General features: G+C 69.4%; 14 protein-coding genes. 11 read left to right on the forward strand and 3 right to left on the reverse strand.

All coding sequences use genetic code 11. The features are described from left to right. The first annotated feature begins 46 nt into the window (after positions 1–46). From ACU5E9_RS15945 to ACU5E9_RS15955, 3 genes are all read left to right on the forward strand, one after another. Positions 47–2,455 (forward strand): EAL domain-containing protein, encoded by a 2,409-nt coding sequence (locus ACU5E9_RS15945; protein WP_456810868.1) that lies wholly within the window; start codon positions 47–49, stop codon positions 2,453–2,455. A gap of 16 nt (positions 2,456–2,471) precedes the next feature. Continuing rightward, the gene (locus tag ACU5E9_RS15950; RefSeq protein WP_456810869.1) at positions 2,472–4,133 is read left to right on the forward strand and encodes a sensor histidine kinase; all 1,662 of its coding nucleotides are present in this window, start codon (positions 2,472–2,474) and stop codon (positions 4,131–4,133) included. 61 nt (positions 4,134–4,194) lie between these two features. Further along, positions 4,195–5,337 carry a GGDEF domain-containing protein gene (locus tag ACU5E9_RS15955; protein WP_456810870.1) on the forward strand — a complete coding sequence of 381 codons (1,143 nt, stop codon included), beginning with the start codon at positions 4,195–4,197 and terminating at the stop codon, positions 5,335–5,337. Positions 5,338–5,438: 101 nt separating this feature from the next. Here ACU5E9_RS15955 and ACU5E9_RS15960 read toward each other — a convergent pair whose 3' ends face one another. Further along, positions 5,439–6,041 (reverse strand): hypothetical protein, encoded by a 603-nt coding sequence (locus ACU5E9_RS15960; RefSeq protein ID WP_456810871.1) that lies wholly within the window; start codon positions 6,039–6,041, stop codon positions 5,439–5,441. 121 nt (positions 6,042–6,162) lie between these two features. Here ACU5E9_RS15960 and ACU5E9_RS15965 point away from each other — a divergent pair, with 121 nt between their 5' ends. Then, the gene (locus ACU5E9_RS15965; RefSeq protein WP_456810872.1) at positions 6,163–7,608 is read left to right on the forward strand and encodes a glycosyltransferase family 2 protein; all 1,446 of its coding nucleotides are present in this window, start codon (positions 6,163–6,165) and stop codon (positions 7,606–7,608) included. Continuing rightward, the gene (locus tag ACU5E9_RS15970; RefSeq protein WP_456810873.1) at positions 7,605–7,961 is read left to right on the forward strand and encodes a hypothetical protein; all 357 of its coding nucleotides are present in this window, start codon (positions 7,605–7,607) and stop codon (positions 7,959–7,961) included. Before ACU5E9_RS15965 ends, ACU5E9_RS15970 begins: the two co-directional genes overlap by 4 nt. A gap of 327 nt (positions 7,962–8,288) precedes the next feature. Here ACU5E9_RS15970 and ACU5E9_RS15975 read toward each other — a convergent pair whose 3' ends face one another. Next, positions 8,289–9,275 carry a response regulator transcription factor gene (locus tag ACU5E9_RS15975; protein ID WP_456810874.1) on the reverse strand — a complete coding sequence of 329 codons (987 nt, stop codon included), beginning with the start codon at positions 9,273–9,275 and terminating at the stop codon, positions 8,289–8,291. 56 nt (positions 9,276–9,331) lie between these two features. Then, positions 9,332–10,330, reverse strand: coding sequence for a glycoside hydrolase family 6 protein (locus ACU5E9_RS15980; RefSeq protein WP_456810875.1), 999 nt, complete (start codon positions 10,328–10,330; stop codon positions 9,332–9,334). Positions 10,331–10,408: 78 nt separating this feature from the next. Between ACU5E9_RS15980 and ACU5E9_RS15985 the strand changes: the two genes are divergently transcribed. The 6 genes from ACU5E9_RS15985 to ACU5E9_RS16010 all read left to right on the forward strand — a co-directional run bounded on the left by ACU5E9_RS15985 (position 10,409) and on the right by ACU5E9_RS16010 (position 19,190). Beyond that, positions 10,409–11,887 (forward strand): malate:quinone oxidoreductase, encoded by a 1,479-nt coding sequence (locus ACU5E9_RS15985; RefSeq protein WP_456810876.1) that lies wholly within the window; start codon positions 10,409–10,411, stop codon positions 11,885–11,887. A 581-nt stretch (positions 11,888–12,468) separates the two neighbouring features. After that, entirely contained in the window at positions 12,469–13,902 is a 1,434-nt protein-coding gene (locus ACU5E9_RS15990) for an MDR family MFS transporter (protein WP_456810877.1), read from the forward strand. Between the two features lie 324 nt (positions 13,903–14,226). Beyond that, a complete protein-coding gene (locus ACU5E9_RS15995) occupies positions 14,227–15,312 on the forward strand; it encodes an Rv2578c family radical SAM protein (RefSeq protein ID WP_456810878.1) in 1,086 nt (361 codons plus the stop codon). A gap of 342 nt (positions 15,313–15,654) precedes the next feature. After that, on the forward strand, positions 15,655–17,157 hold the full coding sequence (locus ACU5E9_RS16000; protein ID WP_456810879.1) for an ATP-binding protein: 1,503 nt from the start codon (positions 15,655–15,657) through the stop codon (positions 17,155–17,157). Further along, entirely contained in the window at positions 17,154–18,494 is a 1,341-nt protein-coding gene (locus ACU5E9_RS16005; protein WP_456810880.1) for a hypothetical protein, read from the forward strand. The genes ACU5E9_RS16000 and ACU5E9_RS16005 overlap by 4 nt, the downstream gene beginning before the upstream one ends. A 60-nt stretch (positions 18,495–18,554) precedes the next feature. Further along, positions 18,555–19,190, forward strand: coding sequence for a thymidine kinase (locus tag ACU5E9_RS16010; protein ID WP_456810881.1), 636 nt, complete (start codon positions 18,555–18,557; stop codon positions 19,188–19,190). Positions 19,191–19,221: the final 31 nt, after the last annotated feature.

The following is a 19,221-nucleotide window of genomic DNA, read 5'->3' on the forward strand; positions in this document are numbered from 1 at the left end:
CGTCCGTAGAACCGAACCGGCGGCCGCTCCAGTAGTGTCAGTGCTTGTGGAGACGATTAGGACGGCAGCGGCCGCGAGCCGCTTGGCCTTCGTCCTGTTCGCCGCGACGGGCCTGTACTTCATCGTCTCCGCCATCATCGAGCTCGGCGGCGCCGGCAACCCCGAACACGTCGTCATCGCGTTGGCCGCCGTCATCGCCGGCGGGCTGCTCGACGTGCCTAGGCTCCGGCTCGGAGCGGTCCCGCACCTGAGCCCGGTGATCAGCCTCCCCATCGTGGTGGTGCTGGCCGTGGAGCCGATCATCGTGGCGCGCACCGCCGTGGGCCTGGTCTGCCTCGGCGTGCTCCTCACGGTGTGGCTGCGCTCCCGCCGGCCCGAGGTGGCGCTGTACTCCGCCGGACTGGCCGGAGTGGGCGGGGCCGCCTTCCTCGCCGCCAGCGGCGCCCTGCACGACCTCGGCGTTTCGGACGCGCTCGTCGCCGGTGTCAGCGCCCTCGCGTACGTCGCCGTCGTCCTCGTGGCCGAGGCCCTCCGCCGCCGGTTCGACCGGCCACGACCCCAGCTGGGCACCGCGCACGCGTACTCGGTCGGGCGCACCGTGCTGCTCGCCGTCGGTTTCGCCGTGTTCTGCTCCCTGGTGGCGACCTGGGCGCATCCGTTCATCGACCAGCGCACCGACACCCTGATCGTGGCCGCCACCCTCATCCCCGTCGTCATCCTCGGTGTGGGCACGATTCTGGTGATGCGGGTCACCGCGATGCGCCGGCGCCTGGCCGGCGTCGTCGACGGCGTCACCCAGCTCAACGCCGCCAACCACTACACGAAGACCGGCGGGCTGGACACGCCCACCACCATCACCCCGGCCAACACCAGCGCCGACCTCGCCGCCACGCTGCTGCACGCCGTGTCCGACACCATTGGCGTCGAGTCCGTCAGCATCCGGCACGATCCGGCCGGCCGCGGTGAGATCAGCGCCGCGCTGGCCATCAGTGTGCTCGGCGGCCAGTGCCTCGTCGCCCGCCGCGACGTGATGGACTTCCCGTTCACCAGCGACGACCGCCAGGCCCTCACCGCCCTGGCGCACAGCGCCGACGTGGTCTTCGCCGCCCGGGAGAGCATCGGCGGGCTCACCATCCGCGCCAACACCGACCCGCTCACCGGCCTGCCCAACTACGGCGCCTTCCAGGAAGCCCTGGCCAACATCAACGACCACCGCGACTACTCCGAGGCCCTCGCGGTGCTGTTCATCGACCTCGACGACTTCAAACGGATGAACGACCGCTACGGCCACCAGGCCGGCGACGAGATCCTCAGCGAACTCGGTCGCCGGCTCAGCGCCGTGGTCCGCCCCTACGACGTCGTCGCCCGCGTCGGCGGCGACGAATTCGTCGTCATCCTCACCCGGCTGTCCTCCCTCGCCGAGGCGAAGGCCCTCGCCGAACGGGTGATGGAGGCCTCCGGCGAACCGCTCTCCGTCGGCAAGGCCGTGATCAACCCGATCCTCAGCATCGGCCTGGCCTACTCCGCGCACCGCGAGACGGATGTCAACCAGCTCCTGCGCGACGCCGACCGCAGCATGCTCGCCATCAAGAAGTCCCGCCGCCGGGGCGGCCCAGCGCACGAGAGCAGCATCAACATCTCCGGGCACCGGTCGTCGCAGATGAACGACATCGTCGCCCGGGCCATCGACGAGGACCTGCTCGAACTCGCGTTCCAGCCCATCGTCAGCCTCGTCACCGGCCAGATCTGGGCGTTCGAGGCCCTGGTGCGCTACACCGATCCCGAGCTGGGCCCGCTGTCGCCGCCGTCGTTGGTGGAGAAGGCCAAGAGCTTGGGCCGGCTCGACGCGCTCACCCGCCAGGTCGCGGTGAAGGCCATGGCCGCCGCCGCGGACTTCCGGCTGATCGAACCGAGCATCGTCTGCATGACCATCAACGTCGAGGCCGGCCAGATCCTGCCGCAGCGGATGGGCACCTTCGTCACCGAACTGGCCGAAAAATACCCGCACATCTCGCTCTGCCTCGAACTCAACGAGCGCAGTGTCGCCCGGGTGTCCACCGCGGTGCGGGCGCAGGCCGACTTCCTCCGCGACATCGGCATCATGATCGCCCTCGACGACTACGGCTCCCAGGACTCCTCCGTCGACGCCCTGGTGCGAGTGCCGATGGACATCCTCAAGATCGACAAGAGCCTCGTCGACGACCTCGACGACGTGCGCCAGCAGCACGTCCTCACCGCCCTGCAGGGCTTCGGCGATAACCTCGAGTACTCGATGATCGTGGAGGGCGTCGAGAACGAGGCCATGGCCCACCACCTCACCGCCCTCGGCATCCGCAGCGCCCAGGGCTTCCACTACGGGGTGCCCCGCAGCCTGGAGAAGACCCTCGCCCGGCTCGAAGAATTCGGCGCCGCCGCCGTCCTGCCCGTGCGCGCCGCGTCTGAGCTTTCCCTCTAACGGCTAGGGTCGCACTATGGTCGAGCACACATCCCGGATGCCGCGTGTCGGCGTGCGGGAGCGCGTGGAACGCAGCGTCTTCCTCTCCCAGCTGCTCCTCGCCGCCGCGACGCTGCTGCTCGTGGCCGTGTCGGTGGTCACCCGCCCCACCATGTTCGCCGACCCGCTGTACTTCCTCGGCGTCATGCTCATCTTCGGCACCACCGGCCTGGCCGCCGCGGTGCCGTGGCGCCGCTTCCCCAAGGCGTACATCGTGGTGCTGCCGCTGCTCGACATCCTCGGCCTCACCATCGCCCGCATCGCCGAACCCAACCTCGGCGTGAGCTTCCTGCTCGTCTTCCCGGTGATCTGGATGTCCACCCACTTCGGCCAGGCCGGCGCTACCGGCAGTGTCGTGTTCGCGGCTCTCCTGCTCTGGGCGGGCCTGCCGGTGCGGTTCCTCACCGACCCGCTCAACGCCACCGGCTACGCCACCACCCAGGCGCCGCTGCTGGCCGTGGTGACGATCATGCTCGCCTTCGTGGCCTCGGTCACGTACACCTCCACCCGCCGCGGCGAGGCCCAGCGGGTGCTGCTCACCCAGCAGGCCGGGCTGTTCGAGACCGCGCTGCAACGCTCCCGCCGCCAGGAGCAGACCCTCGACGAGATCTTCAACACCGTCGACTTCGGTGTGGTCGGCTACGACCGCGACGGCAAGGTCAACTTCATGAACCGGGCCCAGCGGATGCTGCTCAGCCGCTTCGGTGTCAGCGACGGTATCGGCCTGGCCAACATCGTCTACCGCGAAGACGCCGTCACCCCGTTCACCGGGCCCGACCGGCCGTACCAGCGCGCCATGCGCGGGGAGACGGTCGACCGGGTCACGGTGTGGATCGGTTCCCCCGACCAGCAGCAGGCCGCCGTGCTCGTGTCGGCCCGGCCCATCCGCGACCACACCGGCCGCTACGACGGCGGTGTGCTCGTCACCCGCGACGTCACCGCCGAGGTGCGTGCCGTGCAGGCCAGGGACGACCTCGTCGCGTCGGTGTCGCACGAACTGCGCACCCCGCTCACCTCCATCCTCGGCTACCTCGAACTCGCCCTCGACGACGAACGCGTCGACCCCGACACCCGGCGGATGCTCGAGATCGCGTCCAAGAACTCCGACCGGCTGCTCGAGATCGTCTCCGGCCTGCTCACCGCCGCCAGCGCGTCCAACGAGGGCCTCGCCCTGGCGTTGGAGTCCTGCGACATGGCCGCGATCCTCACCGAAGCGGTGGAGTCCGCCGAACCGCTCGCCTCGCAGCGCAACATCCGCTTCGACCTCGGCACCCTGCCGGAGACCCGCGTCGTCGCCGACGCGTTCCGGCTACGCCAGGTGATCGACAACCTGCTCTCCAACGCGATCAAGTACAACGTGGACAACGGCAAGGTGAGCGTGAGCCTGCAGAACGCCGCCTGCGGCCTCGAGGTGCGGGTGACCGACACCGGCCGGGGGATGAGCGAAGATGAACAGGGCAACCTGTTCGACAGGTTCTACCGCGCCGACTCGGTGCGCGGGTCCAGCGTGCACGGCACCGGACTGGGCCTGAACATCAGCCGGGAGATCATGCGCGAGCATGGCGGAGACCTCCGGCTGGAATCCATCAAAGGTAAAGGGACGACGGCCATCGCCACGCTCCCGGTAGGAAGTAGTTGAGCGTGGCCCGCCACGCCCGACAGGGGGAATCATGCTGTTAGACGCGTCGACGCTGCAAATGATGAGCGGACTGATCGTCATCCTCTGCGGGGTGTCGTTCATTTTCAACACCGCGCTCAACCGCAACGACCCGCCCGGCCGGTTGTGGAGCCTCGCCTTCGTGGCGGGCATGATGGTGGCCGTGGGCTATGGCGTCTACATCGTCAGCGCGGATGCCTGGTGGGCCATCACCTTCGCCAACACCGCCCTCGTCGTCACGGTCGGCGCGCTCTGGTCCGGCTGCCGGGTCTACAACGGCCGCTCCTCCCGCTTCCTCATCGTCGGCGGTCTCGCGCTGCTCGTCGGCGCCATCTCGCTGGTGCCCGGACCGGCCGGCGGCGAATGGGCCGGCGCCGGCCCGCTCTGGCTGGTCGTGGCCGTGATGGGCGGCCTCGGCGGCTTCGAGGCCCTGCGCGGCCGGCTGCGCCGCAACGTCAACGGGCGCATCCTCGCGATCGTGCTCGGTGTGGTCGCCGTGTTCTACGTCGCCCGCGCGCTCACCTTCCTCCTGGCCGGCGTCGAGTCCGCCACCTTCCGCACCTACTTCGGTTCCGGCACCACCTCCATCCTCAACATGGCGTTGATCGTCACCGCCTGCATCGCGGTGTCGATCCTCCGGGCCGAGGGTGTGGGCAGCAACGCCGTCGGCGACATCACCGTGGGCATCCACTCCGCCGCCGGGGTGCTCTCCGCGGTGTCATTCCGCCAGGTCGCCACCGACCACCTCGAGCGTGCCGACCGCGCCCAGCTGGGCCTGGCCATGATCGGCGCCGACATCGACAACCTGCCCGAGATCAACACCGCGTTCGGCCGCTCCGCCGGCGACGAGGCCATCGCCCGGTTCGCCGACATCCTGCGCAGCAGTGCCCCGCTGATGGCGCAGATCGGGCACCCCGCCGCCGGCCGGTTCTACGTGCTGGCCGCGGTCGGCTCCGCCACCGAGGCGCGGTCGATCACCGAGCGCATCCAGAACGCCCTCGTCGACGGCCCGCTGGGGGAGTCGTACCAGATCCGCCTCACCGCCAGTTTCGGCATCGCGGACACCTTCGACCACGGCTACGGCCTCGCCGAACTCACCGACGCCGTCAGCCACGCCATCGTCGTGGTCAAGGAGCAGGGCGGCAACGACATCGCGGTCGTCACCGAAACGGTCACCCCGCTCTAGCCCCTGCTGCGGCCCTCATGCGCGGCGAAACTGTTCCCCGTGCGGACAATTGCACCCGGTGTGCCGGGACCAATTGTCCGCATGGGGAACAGTTGTGGCGGCTACTTCGCGACGGCGACGACGATCTGGTCGCTGGCGGTCTGCTTGGCGTAAGTCGATGACGTGGGCGTCGTCTGAATGAGCAGCTCGTAGGTGAACGAGAGGGTGATGCTCGTCGCCGCCGGGTCGATGGCCGGCAGCACGAAGGTCTGGCCGTAGCTGTACGGCGCCTTCATGAAGTACCCGTTCGCCAGGCCGGACTCGTCGATCAGCGGCGCCGGGGCATCCAGGGCCCCGTCCGGGCCGGAGACGCCGGGGATGACGCTCACCTTGGACAGGTAGACGGCCTGGCCGTCATCGGTGCCGAGCGCCGCGGTGACGGTGAAGCTGATCGGCTTGTTCGCGCCGGCGGTCCACTCGCCCATGTTCAGCGTCGACGAGTAGTCCACGGTGAGGCCGGCGTCGCCGGCGGTGATGGTGTGCTGGGCGGACCCGGTGGCCAGGTCGTTCTTGATCGCCTTGATGGTGGCCTTCGCCGTGGGAGTCGCGCTGGCCGTATCGGTCAGCCCGCCGGCCCAGGGCGCCTGCCCGCAGCCGGACAGGGCCAAAGAGAGACCGGCCGCAAGGCTGAGCACCGCAAGGCGGCTACGGGTCGACGTCGGCATGGAATTCCCCTTTTATCTCCACGGCGGCCAGCACGCGCTGCGCCTTTTCTTGAGCTTATCTTGTGAGAACCTTGACCCCTACTAGGGGCAAATCGCACAAATCCCTGCCAGAGTTGGGTTTGTGACCGATAGAAACCGCTACGTGAAGCCCGTCGAACCCGTCGACCCGGCGATTGCTGCCTATGCCAACGAATTCAACGAGATGGTCGAAGGCCTGCCCACCTTCCGCCCGAGTATCGGATGCATCGTTCCCGCGTACAACGAGGCGGACTCCATCGCCGGTGTGCTCGACTCGCTGCTCGCCCAGACCCGCCTGCCCGACGTGATCCACGTGGTGGTGAACAACACCACCGACGACACCGTCAAGATCGCCAGCGAGTATGCCGGCCCGCACGAGGTCGTCACCGACGGGGTGCTGCAGTTCACCGAGGTGTTCGTGCACGACATCGGCACCAACCCCGACAAGAAGGTCGGCGCGCTCAACTACGGTTACTCCCTCATCGAGGGCTGCGACTTCCTGCTCGGCGTGGACGGCGACACCACCGCCTCCACCAACGCGGTGGAGAAGCTCGAGGCGGAGATCGCCTCCGACACCCGCATCGGCGGTATCTCGGCGATCTATAGCATCGACGACACCGTCATCCACGGTCTCATCCCCAGCTTCCTGATCTCCGGCCAGCGCGCCCAGTTCGCCGCCTTCAACATGCAGAACATGCTCCGCGGCCGCAACATGGCCGTGCTCGGCGGTCAGTTCTCGATCTTCTCCATGAAGGCGCTGCGCGAGGTCATGGTCGACAGCCACCAGGCCACCCCCTGGGTGAAGGACTCCGAGGTGGAGGACTCGCTGCTGTCGCTGCAGATCAAGAGCGCCGGTTACCTCACCAAGATCAGCGCGCAGGCCCGCGCCAACGTGGGTGGCATGACCACCCTCCGCGGCCTGGACGCGCAGCAGGTGAAGTGGAACTTCGGCGCCATCGAGCTGATGTGGCCGGGCCAGCGTGGCGACACCAAGGGGCAGCCGTTCCACCCCAACCTGCGGCTGCGCTGGGTGGAGAACTTCTCCATGGTCGTCAACGTGATCACCCGGGTGCTGTTCTTCATCATGCTCGCCGCGTCGCTGTCCATCAGCGCGTTCGTGTTCAGCCCGATCTGGTTGATCCCGCCGGCCGTGGCACTGCTCCTGAACCTCCGCACCGCGATGTCGATGAAGAACCGCAACGGCAAGGACATCTTCTTCGCCGTCGGGTTCTTCCCCGCCGAGATCTACATGTGGGTGCGCATCGGGCACTTCATGCGGGCCTGGACCAAGTTCGCCAGCAACAAGAAGGTCGACAACTGGGCCGAGCAGGCCAAGGCCGAGCGTGGTTCCGGTAACGCCTACCTGGTGCCCCTGATGGTGGCCGTGGGCTTCACCGCCGCCCTGGTGTTCATCTGGCTGCAGCTGCCCATCATGGTGCAGTCCGCGATCCTGTGGGTCGGCTGGCCGATCCTCGGTGTCACCACGGTGATCCAGACCTTGACCATGTTCTTCACCCTGGTCAAGCGTCACCACGGCTACAAGGTTTGAGCGCGCACATCGAGGCCACGGCGCTGCGTGCGCTGCTTTCCCAGGTCGGTGGGAACCACGAGCTGCAGCGGCGGTTCGTGCACGACTTCGTGCACCTCTGGGGCAGCCGCGCGCAGCGCCTGCAGGCGGCCCTCGCGTTCCCGGATGCCGAGGAGGCGCACGTTGTGCTGCTCGCCATCCGCTCGAGCAGCACCATGGTCGGCGCCGTGACGGTGGAGGCCACCGCGGCCATGATGCACGACGCCCTGCGCGACGGTGACATCGCCGGCTCGGTGCGCCACATCAACCGCCTCAACGAGGTCGGCGAGCACGCCTGCCACGACCTGGCGGTCATGTTCGCCCTCGACCGCTAGCCCCGTCCAGCCCGCACGTCGCGCCCGTCCGCTGGTCGAGCCTGTCGAGACCCCGCGACGCACCTGTGTGTCGTGCCCCGTCCGCTGGTCGAGCGTGTCGAAACCCAGCGAGGTGCCTGTGTGTCGTGCCCCGTCCGCTGGTCGAGCGTGTCGAGACCCCGCGAGGTACCTGTGTGTCGTGCCCCGTCCGCTGGTCGAGCGTGTCGAGACCCCGCGAGGTGCCTGTGTGTCGCGCCCGATCGCTGGTCGAGCCTGTCGAGACCCCGCGAGCCGTCGTGCGAACGTCACCTGGTCTCGACAAGCTCGACCGGCGGATGGCGCTGACCTCTAGTAGGAGTCTTGCCCGGCCTGGTCGGATGCGGCCAGCCGGTACCCGACACCGCGCACGGTCTCGAGCCAGCGCGGCGCGGTGAGGCTGTCGCCGAGCTTGCGGCGCAGGTTGCTCAGGTGCGCCTCGACGGCGCGCTTGTCGGCCTCGTTCACGTAGTACGAGGTGACGTAGCTCTCGCCGCGCAGCAGCAGCGCCAGGTCGGCCTTGCTGCGCACCCGGCGCTTGGACTCGAGCAGCGCGGCCAGCAGGTCGAACTCGGTGCGGGTGAGGTCGAGCTCGGTGTCGCCGAGCACGGCCAGGCGCATGTCGTTGCTCAACCGCAGTCCATTGTGCTCCAGCCAGTCCTCGGCGCGTTCGTCCTTGGCGGCGGACGTCGACGGGACCACGGGCAGCGGCACCGTCACGGAGACCGGCGAGCCGGAAAGGATCGGCAGGCCGTCGACATCCGCTCGCGGGGCGGAGGTCTCGACCGGCACATACGCGGGCGTGAACTCAGGCTCACCGTCGGCTGACACGTACGGCGGCACGTGCACCGGGTCCACCGAGGGCGGCGGCGTCGAGTCGATTGCGGCGTCGGCGGCGGTGGCGGATGCCGCGGACATCCGCGGGCGGCGCAGCATCGCGTCGATGCGGGCGCGCAGCTCGCGCGGCCGGAACGGCTTGGTGAGATAGTCGTCGGCGCCGGACTCGAGCCCCTGCAGGGTGTCGATCTCCTCGTCGCGCGCGGTGAGCATCACCAGGTACGTGGCGCTGAACGCCCGGATGCGCTTGGCCGTCTCGAACCCGTCCATGCCGGGCATGCTCACATCGAGCGTCGTGACCACCGGGTCATAGGCGCGAACCGCGCGCACTCCGTCGAGCCCGTTGCTCGTTGCGATCGCATCGAATCCGGCCTGTGTAAGCACCGCTTCGAGCAGATGGCGGATGTCAGCATCGTCCTCGATGATCACCGCGACCCTACGTGTTTCCCCAGACGACGACATACCTGAGCATCTTACGCGTCTTGTGCCCCCTGGTGGCACAGAAATGGGGGGTCAGGTTACCAGCCGGCGGCGTCAGCGAGCTGCAAAGCGCGTTCGTTCCACCATTCGCCGGCCTTCGGGCCGTTGTTGCAGGTGCCGTCGCTCTCCCCGGGCAGCTTCACCCAGAGGTACGCGTCGCGCAGTCCGCCATCGGTGGTGACCTCCGGGGTGGTGCCGATGGCGCGGCCGGTTGGGTTGCACCACTCGCCATTGCTGCCCTTGCCGTTGCGGGAGGTGTCGACGATGAAATGGGCGTCGTTGGTGAGCGCGGAGACCGCCTCGCCGAACCTCTGCTCCTCCGCGTTGCTGTTGTAGTTGGAGACGTTGGTGGCGAAACCGCGCACCTTCTGCACCCCGGCCTGGTTGAGCAGGTCGGCCATGGTGGCCGCGTCGATCCAGTCGGAGTGGCCGGCGTCGAGGTACACCGTGGCGACGGTGCTGGCGAAGGTGGCCACGCCCTGCTGGATCTGCGCGACCCGCTGCGGCACGTTGTTGCACTCCTGGGCCAGCGCCAGCGCATCCGGTTCGAGGATGACCACGGACGGCCGGGTGCTCAGCGCGGTCGCGATGGCGGACACCCAGAGCGGGTAGTCGGTCTCCGACAGGCCGCCGGCGGACTCGTTGCCGCAGTCGCGGTCGGGGATGCCGTAGATCACGAAGATGGGTTCCTGGCCGGCGTCCGCCGCGGCATCCGCGATCGCGGACACGTCGGCCTGCACGGTGTCGAGCGGGAACTTCTCCGGCAGCAACCAGATCGCGGCGGGCTGCTCGGCGATCTTGGCGATCGTGGCGGCATCGGCGGAGTCCGGGTCGGCCGTCGCGGCGGCTGCGGCGGCGATGCTGGCCGTGGACTCCGGGTTGGCGTAGAACGACAGCCCGGCGAGCGGGTTGGGGTCGGTGGCCGGTGTGCCTGCCGTGGCGGTGAAGGTGCCGATGAACAGGCCGAGAGCCACGATGGGAGCGGCGAGGGCGATGATGCCCAGGGAGAGGCCCAAGCGGCTTCCAGAGGTGTCCATTCGGCAACCCTATCCTGCGTGCCCCGGCACGGTCCCAGCCTCGGCGGAGTGCCCGGGCGCGCGGGATAGACTCTGAGCGTGAATTTAGAAGAAAAGGTCGATGTCGCCCTGATCGGCGGGGGCATCATGAGCGCCACCCTCGCCACCCTGCTCAGTGAGCTGCAGCCCGACTGGAACATCCAGGTCTACGAGCGCCTCGGCGAGCTCGCCCAGGAGAGCTCCAACCCGTGGAACAACGCAGGCACCGGCCACGCCGCGTTGTGCGAGCTGAACTACATGCCGCAGGCGGCGGATGGCTCGGTCACGGCCGAGAAGGCCGTGGCCATCAACGAGCAGTTCCAGATCAGCCGCCAGCTCTGGTCGCACCTGGTGGAGACCGGTGTGCTGCCCGAGCCGGAGAAGTTCATCAACTCCACCCCGCACATGACCTTCGTGCACGGCTCCTCCAACGTGGAATACCTGCGCAAGCGCCGCGACGTGCTCGCCGACCAGCCCCTGTTCGCGGGGATGGAGTACAGCGAGGACCCTGCCGTGATCGGCGAGTGGACCCCGCTGATCACCAAGAAACGCAAGCCCAAGCAGAAGATCGCGGCGACCCGCATCGTCTCCGGCACCGACGTGGACTTCGGCGCCCTCACCGGTTTCCTCTTCGACTCGCTGAAGAAGCGCGGCGTCGACGTGCACCTCAACCAGCAGGTCACCAACCTCACCCAGCAGGACGACGGCTCCTGGAAGATCAAGCTGCTCAGCCTGGTCGGCCGGTACACCAACACGGTGCAGGCCCGGTTCGTCTTCGTCGGCGCCGGCGGGGGAGCGCTCGCGCTGCTGCAGAAGAGCGGCATCCCCGAAATCAAGGGCTTCGGCGGCTTCCCGATCAGCGGCCAGTTCCTGCGCACCTCCAACCCCGCGATCGTGGCGCAGCACCAGGCCAAGGTCTACGGCAAGGCCGCCGTGGGCGCACCGCCGATGTCGGTGCCGCACCTCGACACCCGGGTGGTGGACGGCGAGGCGTCGCTGTTGTTCGGCCCGTTCGCCGGCTTCAGCCCCAAGTTCCTCAAGCGCAGCACCTGGTTCGACCTGCCGTTCTCGGTGCGTCCGCACAACCTCGTGCCGATGCTCGCCGTCGCGAAGAACAACTTCGGCCTGATGAAGTACCTGATGGGCGAGGTGTTCGCCTCCCGGAAGGCCAAGATCGAGGCGCTGCGGGAGTTCATGCCCACCGCTGAGTCGAAGGACTGGGAGCTGATCACGGCCGGTCAGCGTGTGCAGGTGATGAAGAAGGACGAGAAGCTCGGCGGCATCCTGCAGTTCGGCACCGAGGTCATCACCTCCGCCGACGGCAGCATCGCCGGCCTGCTCGGGGCGTCGCCCGGAGCATCCACCGCCGCGCCGATCATGGTCGACCTGCTCAAGCGCTGCTTCCCCGGCGAGTACTCCCGCTGGGAGCCGCAGCTGCGCGAGATGATCCCGAGCCTGGGCACCAAGCTCTCCGACGACCCTGCCGCTGCGACCGCCTCCCTCGCGGCGACCGCCGCCACCCTGCACCTCACCGCCTAGGCTGCCTGGCCGACGGACGAGCCCCGTCCGTTGGTCGAGCTTGTCGAGACCCCGCGACGCACCTGTGGGTCGTGCCCCCCCCCGTCCGTTGGTCGAGCTTGTCGAGACCCCGCGTCGCACCTGTGGGTCGTGCCCCCCCCCCCGTCCGTTGGTCGAGCTTGTCGAGACCCCGCGTCGCACCTGTGGGTCGTGCCCCCCCCCGTCCGTTGGTCGAGCTTGTCGAGACCGCGCGACGCACCTGTGGGTCGTGCCCCCGTCCGTTGGTCGAGCTTGTCGAGACCCCGCGACGTACCTGTGGGTCGTGCCCCCGTCCGTTGGTCGAGCTTGTCGAGACCGCGCGACGTACCTGTGGGTCGTGCCCCCGTCCGTTGGTCGAGCTTGTCGAGACCGCGCGACGTACCTGTGGGTCGTGCCCCCGTCCGTTGGTCGAGCTTGTCGAGACCCCGCGACGTGCGTCTGGGGCGCTGCCCCTTCCAGAAGTCGCGCGCGTGCGGATCGCAAAAATCTCGGAATAGTCAGCCGCCCCCCGGACTTGGGTCCAAGGTGACTACCAGAACCGACGCCCGGGCAGCCTTCATCCGATGAGTATCAGCCGAAGGGACGTCGGTTTCCGGTCCGAGCGCGGGCCCATCCTCATCGCCCTCATGCTGACCACCGGGCTCGTGGCCATCGAGTCGACCATCCTCGCCACGGCGGTGCCCTCCATCGTGAAGGACATCGGCGGCTTCTCGCAGTTTCCCTGGCTGTTCTCCATCTACCTACTCGCCCAAGCCGTGTCCGTGCCGGTCTACGCGAAGCTCTCCGACGTCATCGGACGCAAACCGATCCTCCTCTTCGGCATCGGCATCTTCCTACTCGGCTCGATCCTCTGCGGGTTCGCCTGGAGCATGCCCGCCCTGATCGCCTTCCGGGCCGTTCAGGGCCTCGGCGCCGGCGCCATCATGCCGATGTCGGTCACCATCGCCGGCGACATCTACACCGTCGCCGAGCGCGCCAAGACCCAGGGCTACCTCGCCAGCGTGTGGGCGATCTCCTCCGTCGTCGGACCGACCCTCGGGGGCGTCTTCGCGGAATTCTCGACCTGGCGATGGATCTTCTTCATCAACATCCCCCTGTGCCTCCTGGCGGCGGGGATGATCATGCGCACCTTCCACGAGACCGTTCAGCACCGCAAGCACAAGGTGGACTACCTCGGCGCCACCCTGCTGATGCTCGCGTTGAGCGCCCTGCTCCTGGCCGTGCTCGAAGGTGGGCAGGCGTGGGCCTGGGCCTCGCCGCAGAGCATCGGCGTCTTCACCGCCGGCGCCGTGCTGCTGGTCGCGTTCGTCTTCGCGGAGCGGCGGGCGGCCGAACCGGTGCTGCCCATGTGGATCTTCTCGCGCCGGGTGGTGCTCACCAGCTCGCTGATCGGTCTGGGCGTCGGCGCCATCATGCTGGGGCTCACCTCGTTTGTGCCGACCTATCTGGAGGGTTCGCTCGGGGTCACGCCCATCCTCGGCGGCCTCGCCGTCGCGGCCCTCACCATCGGTTGGCCGATCGCGGCATCGCAGTCGGGCCGGCTCTACCTGCGCATCGGCTTCCGCGCCACGGTGCTCATCGGCATGGCCATCACCGTGCTCGGCACGGTGGTGCTGGCCCTCACGGCAGCAACACCCGCCGTGGCCACCGTCGCCGTGTCCTGCTTCGTCATCGGACTCGGCCTGGGCTTGGTGGCCACGCCCTCGATGATCGCCGCCCAGTCGAGCGTCGGCTGGGACGAACGCGGCGTCGTCACCGGAACGAGCATGTTCTCCCGATCGATCGGCAGCGCCGTCGGCGTGGCGATCTTCGGCGCCGTCGCCAACGCCATCTACGCCCTGCCCGGCAACGCAAGCCACGACCCGGAGGCGATCACGGACGCCTCATCCGCCGTGTTCCTCGCCCTGGCGATCACCGCCGTCGCCACCGTCGCTGCGGCCTTCTACATGCCCCGCACCAAGCCGCTCGGCCTGGAGTCCGCGCCCACCACCCCGTAGAACCCCGTAGCACCCCGCCGCCCAAGCCGAGCCGAGACTGGCCCATTTTTGCTAGTCAATTAGACCTCCGCACTAGCAATTCTGGGCCAGTCATCGCAGCGCCCACCAACCAGCACCGGGGCTGGCCCATTTTCGCTAGTTAGAGGGCCCGTTGCACTCGCAAATTCGGGCCACTCCACACGCTCGTGCCTGCTGAGCCGGCCGCCATGCCTGCGCACCGCGTGCGCAGGCCGGGCCCCGCTTCACTGGCTCAAGCTGACGTCGCACCACGGATGTCCGCCCCTCCCGCTTGCATCCCACTCGAACATGTGTTCGACTTGATGCATGCGCTGGAGTGGACAGGAACTGACAACCGAGCAGGCCGGGGCGCTCCCCGGACTGGCCCGGTTGAACAACCTCGTGCGCAGCGTGCGCACCCCCGAGTTCGACGGCATCACCTTCCACGAGGTGCTCGCCAAGTCCGCCCTCAACCGGGTGCCCGGCCAAAGCGCCATGCCCTTCGGCTGGACCATCAACCCCTACCGCGGCTGTTCACATGCCTGCACTTACTGCTTTGCCCGCCCCACCCACGAGTACCTCGACCTCGACGGCGGCAAGGACTTCGACAACGAGATCATCGTCAAGGTCAACGTCGCCGACGTCCTGAGAAAAGAACTCGCCAAACCCACCTGGGGCAAGCATCCGGTCGCGCTCGGCACCAACACCGACCCGTACCAGCGGGCCGAGGGCCGCTACCGGCTGATGCCCGGCATCATCGCCGCGCTCGCCGATTCCGGCACCCCGTTCTCGATCCTCACCAAGGGCACCCTGCTGCGCCGGGACCTCGACCTCATCGTCGAAGCCAGCCAGCGGGTCCCGGTCGACCTCGCGATGTCCATCGCCATCTACGACCACGACCTGCAACAGTCGGTCGAGCCCGGCACCCCCAGCACCAAGGCGCGCCTGGCCACCATCACCGCCATCCGCGAGCGCGGCCTCAACTGCTCCATCTTCATGATGCCGATCCTGCCGTTTCTCACCGACACCAAGGCGCACCTCGACGACGCGATGCGTCAGGCGGCGGATGCCGGTGCCACCGGCGTGCTCTACAGCGCGCTGTACCTCAAGCCCGGGGTCAAAGACTGGTACCTGCAGTGGCTCGAGGGCGAACGCCCAGACCTGGTGCCCAAGTACCGCGAGCTCTACAAGCGAGGCGCCTACGCGCCGAAGGAGTATCGGCAGTGGTTGGCGGCCCGCATCCACCCGCTGATGCGCGCGCACGGCCTCGACCACCGCCGAGAGGATCCGGCCACCGGCGGCATCCTCTCCACCGCGCTCACCCCGCGCGGCCCGGCGACCACCACCGCAGCCGCGGGGGAGTCCCTGATCGCGGCCGAACTGCCGCCCGACCTGTCGCCCACCCTGTTTTGAGCAGCACCCTCTCACTGCGGCCCGCGGCCCGCGTTACTCCCGGCGGCCCATGTTCGTACACGTGCCCGCGGGCGTTCGACGTGCCGCGACGGATGCTCCGCCGTGGGTAGCACCGCCACGAGCGTCCACGCACCCCGCCGCACTCGGCCAGTGCACGCCTCGACCCCCAGCCTCACCGCCCCGCCTAACTGTTCCCCGTGCGGACAAGTGGTCCCGGCACACCGGGTGCATTTGTCCGCAGCGGGACCAGAAGCCTGGACTCGACGTGAGCATCACCCCACCCCCAGCCGGGTGGCCGCCGAATCCCGCGCACCTGAGATAATCAGAGGTGGAGAGGGCGCAATGTCACTTGGGTTACCCGGCCACCTGGTGCAGGCCACGCTGAGTCGTGCCCTCGCTCGCGCGTCGCACTGGTTCGGCCTCATCTGCCTGGCCGGCGCGCTCGCCTCCGTGCTCGCGCTGAGCATGGCCCCGGTCACCGACCGCCTGTTCGCCACCGTCGCCGCGATCCTCGGCATGGCCGGCCTGCTGGCGCTCCTCGCCCGCTGGCGCACGGTGCCGCTCACCATCGCCTACCTCGTGCTCGGCGCCGCCTGCACCTACCTCTTCACCGGCGCGGTGCTGGGCATGCCCGGCGTGTTCTCCTCCTCGGACCTGTTCCTCATCTCCCTGCCCAAGATGGCCCTGATCATGGTCGGCGGCGCCGGCTCCGGCGCGCTCGTCGGCGTGCTCTGGAGCACGGTCGGGTTCCTCTTCGCCGAGGTCGCCGCCACCCTCGCCGTCTCCCAGGCCGGGGTGCCCGACCGGCCCGACGTCTTCAGCATCGTCACCTACCTCATGCTCGTGGGCGTGATGCTGCTCGACGGCCTCACCCGCCGCACCGGCCGCGCCGCCCAGCCGGCCATCCACCGGGCCGTGCAGGACGACGAGGCCCGCACCCTACGGCACGACTTCGACGTGCGCGCGATCGCGCTGATGCACGACACCACCCTCAACCAGCTCGTGTCGGTGGCCCGCGCCAAGCCGGGACCGCTCAGCCGCGGCCTCGAGGCCGGCATCCGCGAGACCCTCAACACCCTCGCCGACCGCGACTGGCTCACCCACGTCGACGAACGCACCGCCGCTGCGCCCGCCGGCGGCGACGGATGGCTGGCCAGCGCGGTGTACCGGGCCATCGACCGCAGCCGCGACCGTGGCCTCGTCGTCGACATCACCGGCGACAAGGAGGCCCTCGCCCGGCTCGACCCGGAGCAGGACCGCGAGCTCGGCCTGGCCGTGCAACAGTGCCTGGTGAACGTGCTGCTGCACGCCGGCATCGCCTCCGCCGAGGTCGTCATCGACGCCGACGATCAGAACGTCTCGGTGATGGTGCTCGACGCCGGCTCCGGCTTCATGGAGGCCGAGACCGGCAGCGACCGGCTGGGCCTCCGCCAATCGGTGCGCAAACGCATCGAACGCCTCGGCGGCACCGTCGTGATCTGGTCCCGCCCCGGCGCCGGCACCTCGGTGCTGCTCACCCTGCCCGCCGCCCCGGCCCCCGCGGCGCCCGACCACCCCTACGCCGAGTTGCCCACCTCCGGACGACTTGCCCCGGCAGGGCAGGGCAACTCGACCGCAGCGGGGCAACTCGCGAACACGGCCACGGATGCGCCCGCCCCCGCCGACCACCCCCACGCCGAGTTGCCCACCTCCGGACGACTTGCCCCGGCAGAGCAGGGCAACTCGACCGCACCGGGGCAACTCGCGGATGCGCCCACCCCCGCGCTCCCCGCCGACGCACCCAACGCGCCCTCCGCCGCCGACGCACCCACCGCGCCCACCCCCGCCGACCCGGTGGCCCCATGATCCGCCGCACCGCCACCCAGCAGCGCCTCGACCCGCTCGGCACCCTCGCCGCCTGGCCGCTCGCCCCCGCCATCGGCGCGGTCGTGCTCGGCTACGCCGTGATCGCCACCGTGCTCCAGGTCGACCAGGTTCAGCATCCGGTGCTGGCCACCCTCGCCCTGGTCGCCATGGCCGCCGCCGTGGCCACCCTCATCTACGCCACCGGCCCGGCCCGCTCCCCGTTCGGCGCCCGGCTGCACCTGCTCGTGCTCGCGGCCGCCCTGCTCGCCTACCTCCTCGAAGCGCTCAGCAAATGGGGCGGCAACGAGCTCGTGCAAGACGACTTCGGCCCCATCGGCATCGGCCTGCTCCTCCTGGCGATGGCCCCCTACCGGCCGTGGCGGCACATCGCCCTCTCCGGAGCCGTCGCCAGCGCCGTCGCCGTGGCCATCACCCTGCCCCAGGCCGGCACGTTCCGCATCGACGTGCCCGTCGCCGTCTACGCGATCGTCGCCGTCACCCAGATCCTCGCGCCCGCCGCGGCCGGCGCCGCGTACTCCCGCCGCATCGTCCGGTCCATCCTCACCTGGCAGACGGATGCGCGCCGCACCATCGTCGCCCGCACCGAGGAGGCCCGCGGCCAGCTCGCCCGCGCCGTGGTGGAGCAGCAGGTCACCCAGCTCAAGGCCGGCGTGATCCCGTTCCTCAGCCAGGTGCTCGAGAAGGGCGCCGTCACCGCCCTCGACATCGCCCAGGCCGGCCAGCTCGCCGCCGACGTGCGCCGCAGCCTCGTCGCCGAGGTCGACCGCACCTGGCTGGACTCCGTCATCTCCCGGGAACGCGCCGCCCTCGCCGAACGCGGCACCGCCGGCCTGCTCGTCGTGGCCGACCCCGAGCACCGCGCCACCGTGTTCGGCGCCGAACAACGCGCCGCCACCGCGGCCCTCCTCGGCGCCCTCTGCGCCGCCACCGGCTTCGACCCGCACACCCTCGTCGTGCAGATCACCGGTACCCCGCAGCTGCGCAAGACCGGGCCCCGCCCGCCCGGCCCCACCCTCGGCCAGACCCCGCTGGCCATCCTCGCCGGCACGCCCGCGCCCGCGCAGGTCGACACCATCACCATCCAGGCCGCCCTGGACCTGCCGCCGCGCAAGGTGCGCGCGCTGCTGCGCCCCTACCTCGGCGTGATCCGGGTGGTCTTCGGCTCCACCCGCGTCACCATGCGCCGCCCCTCGCTCACCATCGAACTCGGCGCCGTGCGCCCCGCCTCCCCGGCGTCGGCCATCCCCGAAGCCCCCGCCACCCCGGCCACCCCCATCGGGGTGCGCGCGCACAAACCCCCACGCCAAGTACGCTGAATCCCACGCGCCCCAGCGGGCGCGGCACGATTCCGACAGGGCAAGGCGGTACCGGCAGTAATGGCGAAACTGTATTTTCGATACGGCGCAATGAACAGCGGCAAGAGCACCTCCATGCTCCAAGCCGCCTACAACTACGAGGAGCGCGGCCACCGGGTCCTCCTCGCCAAACCGTCCGTGGACACCAAGGGCGACCGCGGCATCCTCTCCCGCTTGGGCGTCACCCGCGGCGTCGACTTCCTGCTCACCCCCGAGGCGGATGCGTACGCCCTGTTCCAGCAGCACCGCACCGACACCCTCCGCACGACCGGCCTCGACGTCAGCGCCCTGCTCGTCGACGAGGCCCAGTTCCTCACCGAAACCCAGGTCGACGACCTGCTGCGCATCGCAATCATCGAGAACGTGCCGGTGCTGGCCTACGGCATCCGCACCGACTTCCAGACCGTCGCGTTCCCCGGCAGCCGCCGGCTGCTCGAGGTGGCGCACAGCCTCGAAGAGCTCAAGACCATCTGCCGTTGCGGCCGCAAGGCCGTGTTCAACGGCCGCCAGGTGAACGGCGCATTCGTCTTCGACGGCGACCAGGTCGCCATCGACGGCGTCGAGGTCACCTACGAGTCGCTCTGCGGCTCCTGCTACCTCGAGGAAAGCCACGGCGTGCTGAACAACCGTCGCCGCGAACCGGTGCGGCCGGCATGACCAGAATGACCGGTCTGAAGCCGGCCCGGCG

This window comes from Cryobacterium sp. AP23 (assembly GCF_054075385.1).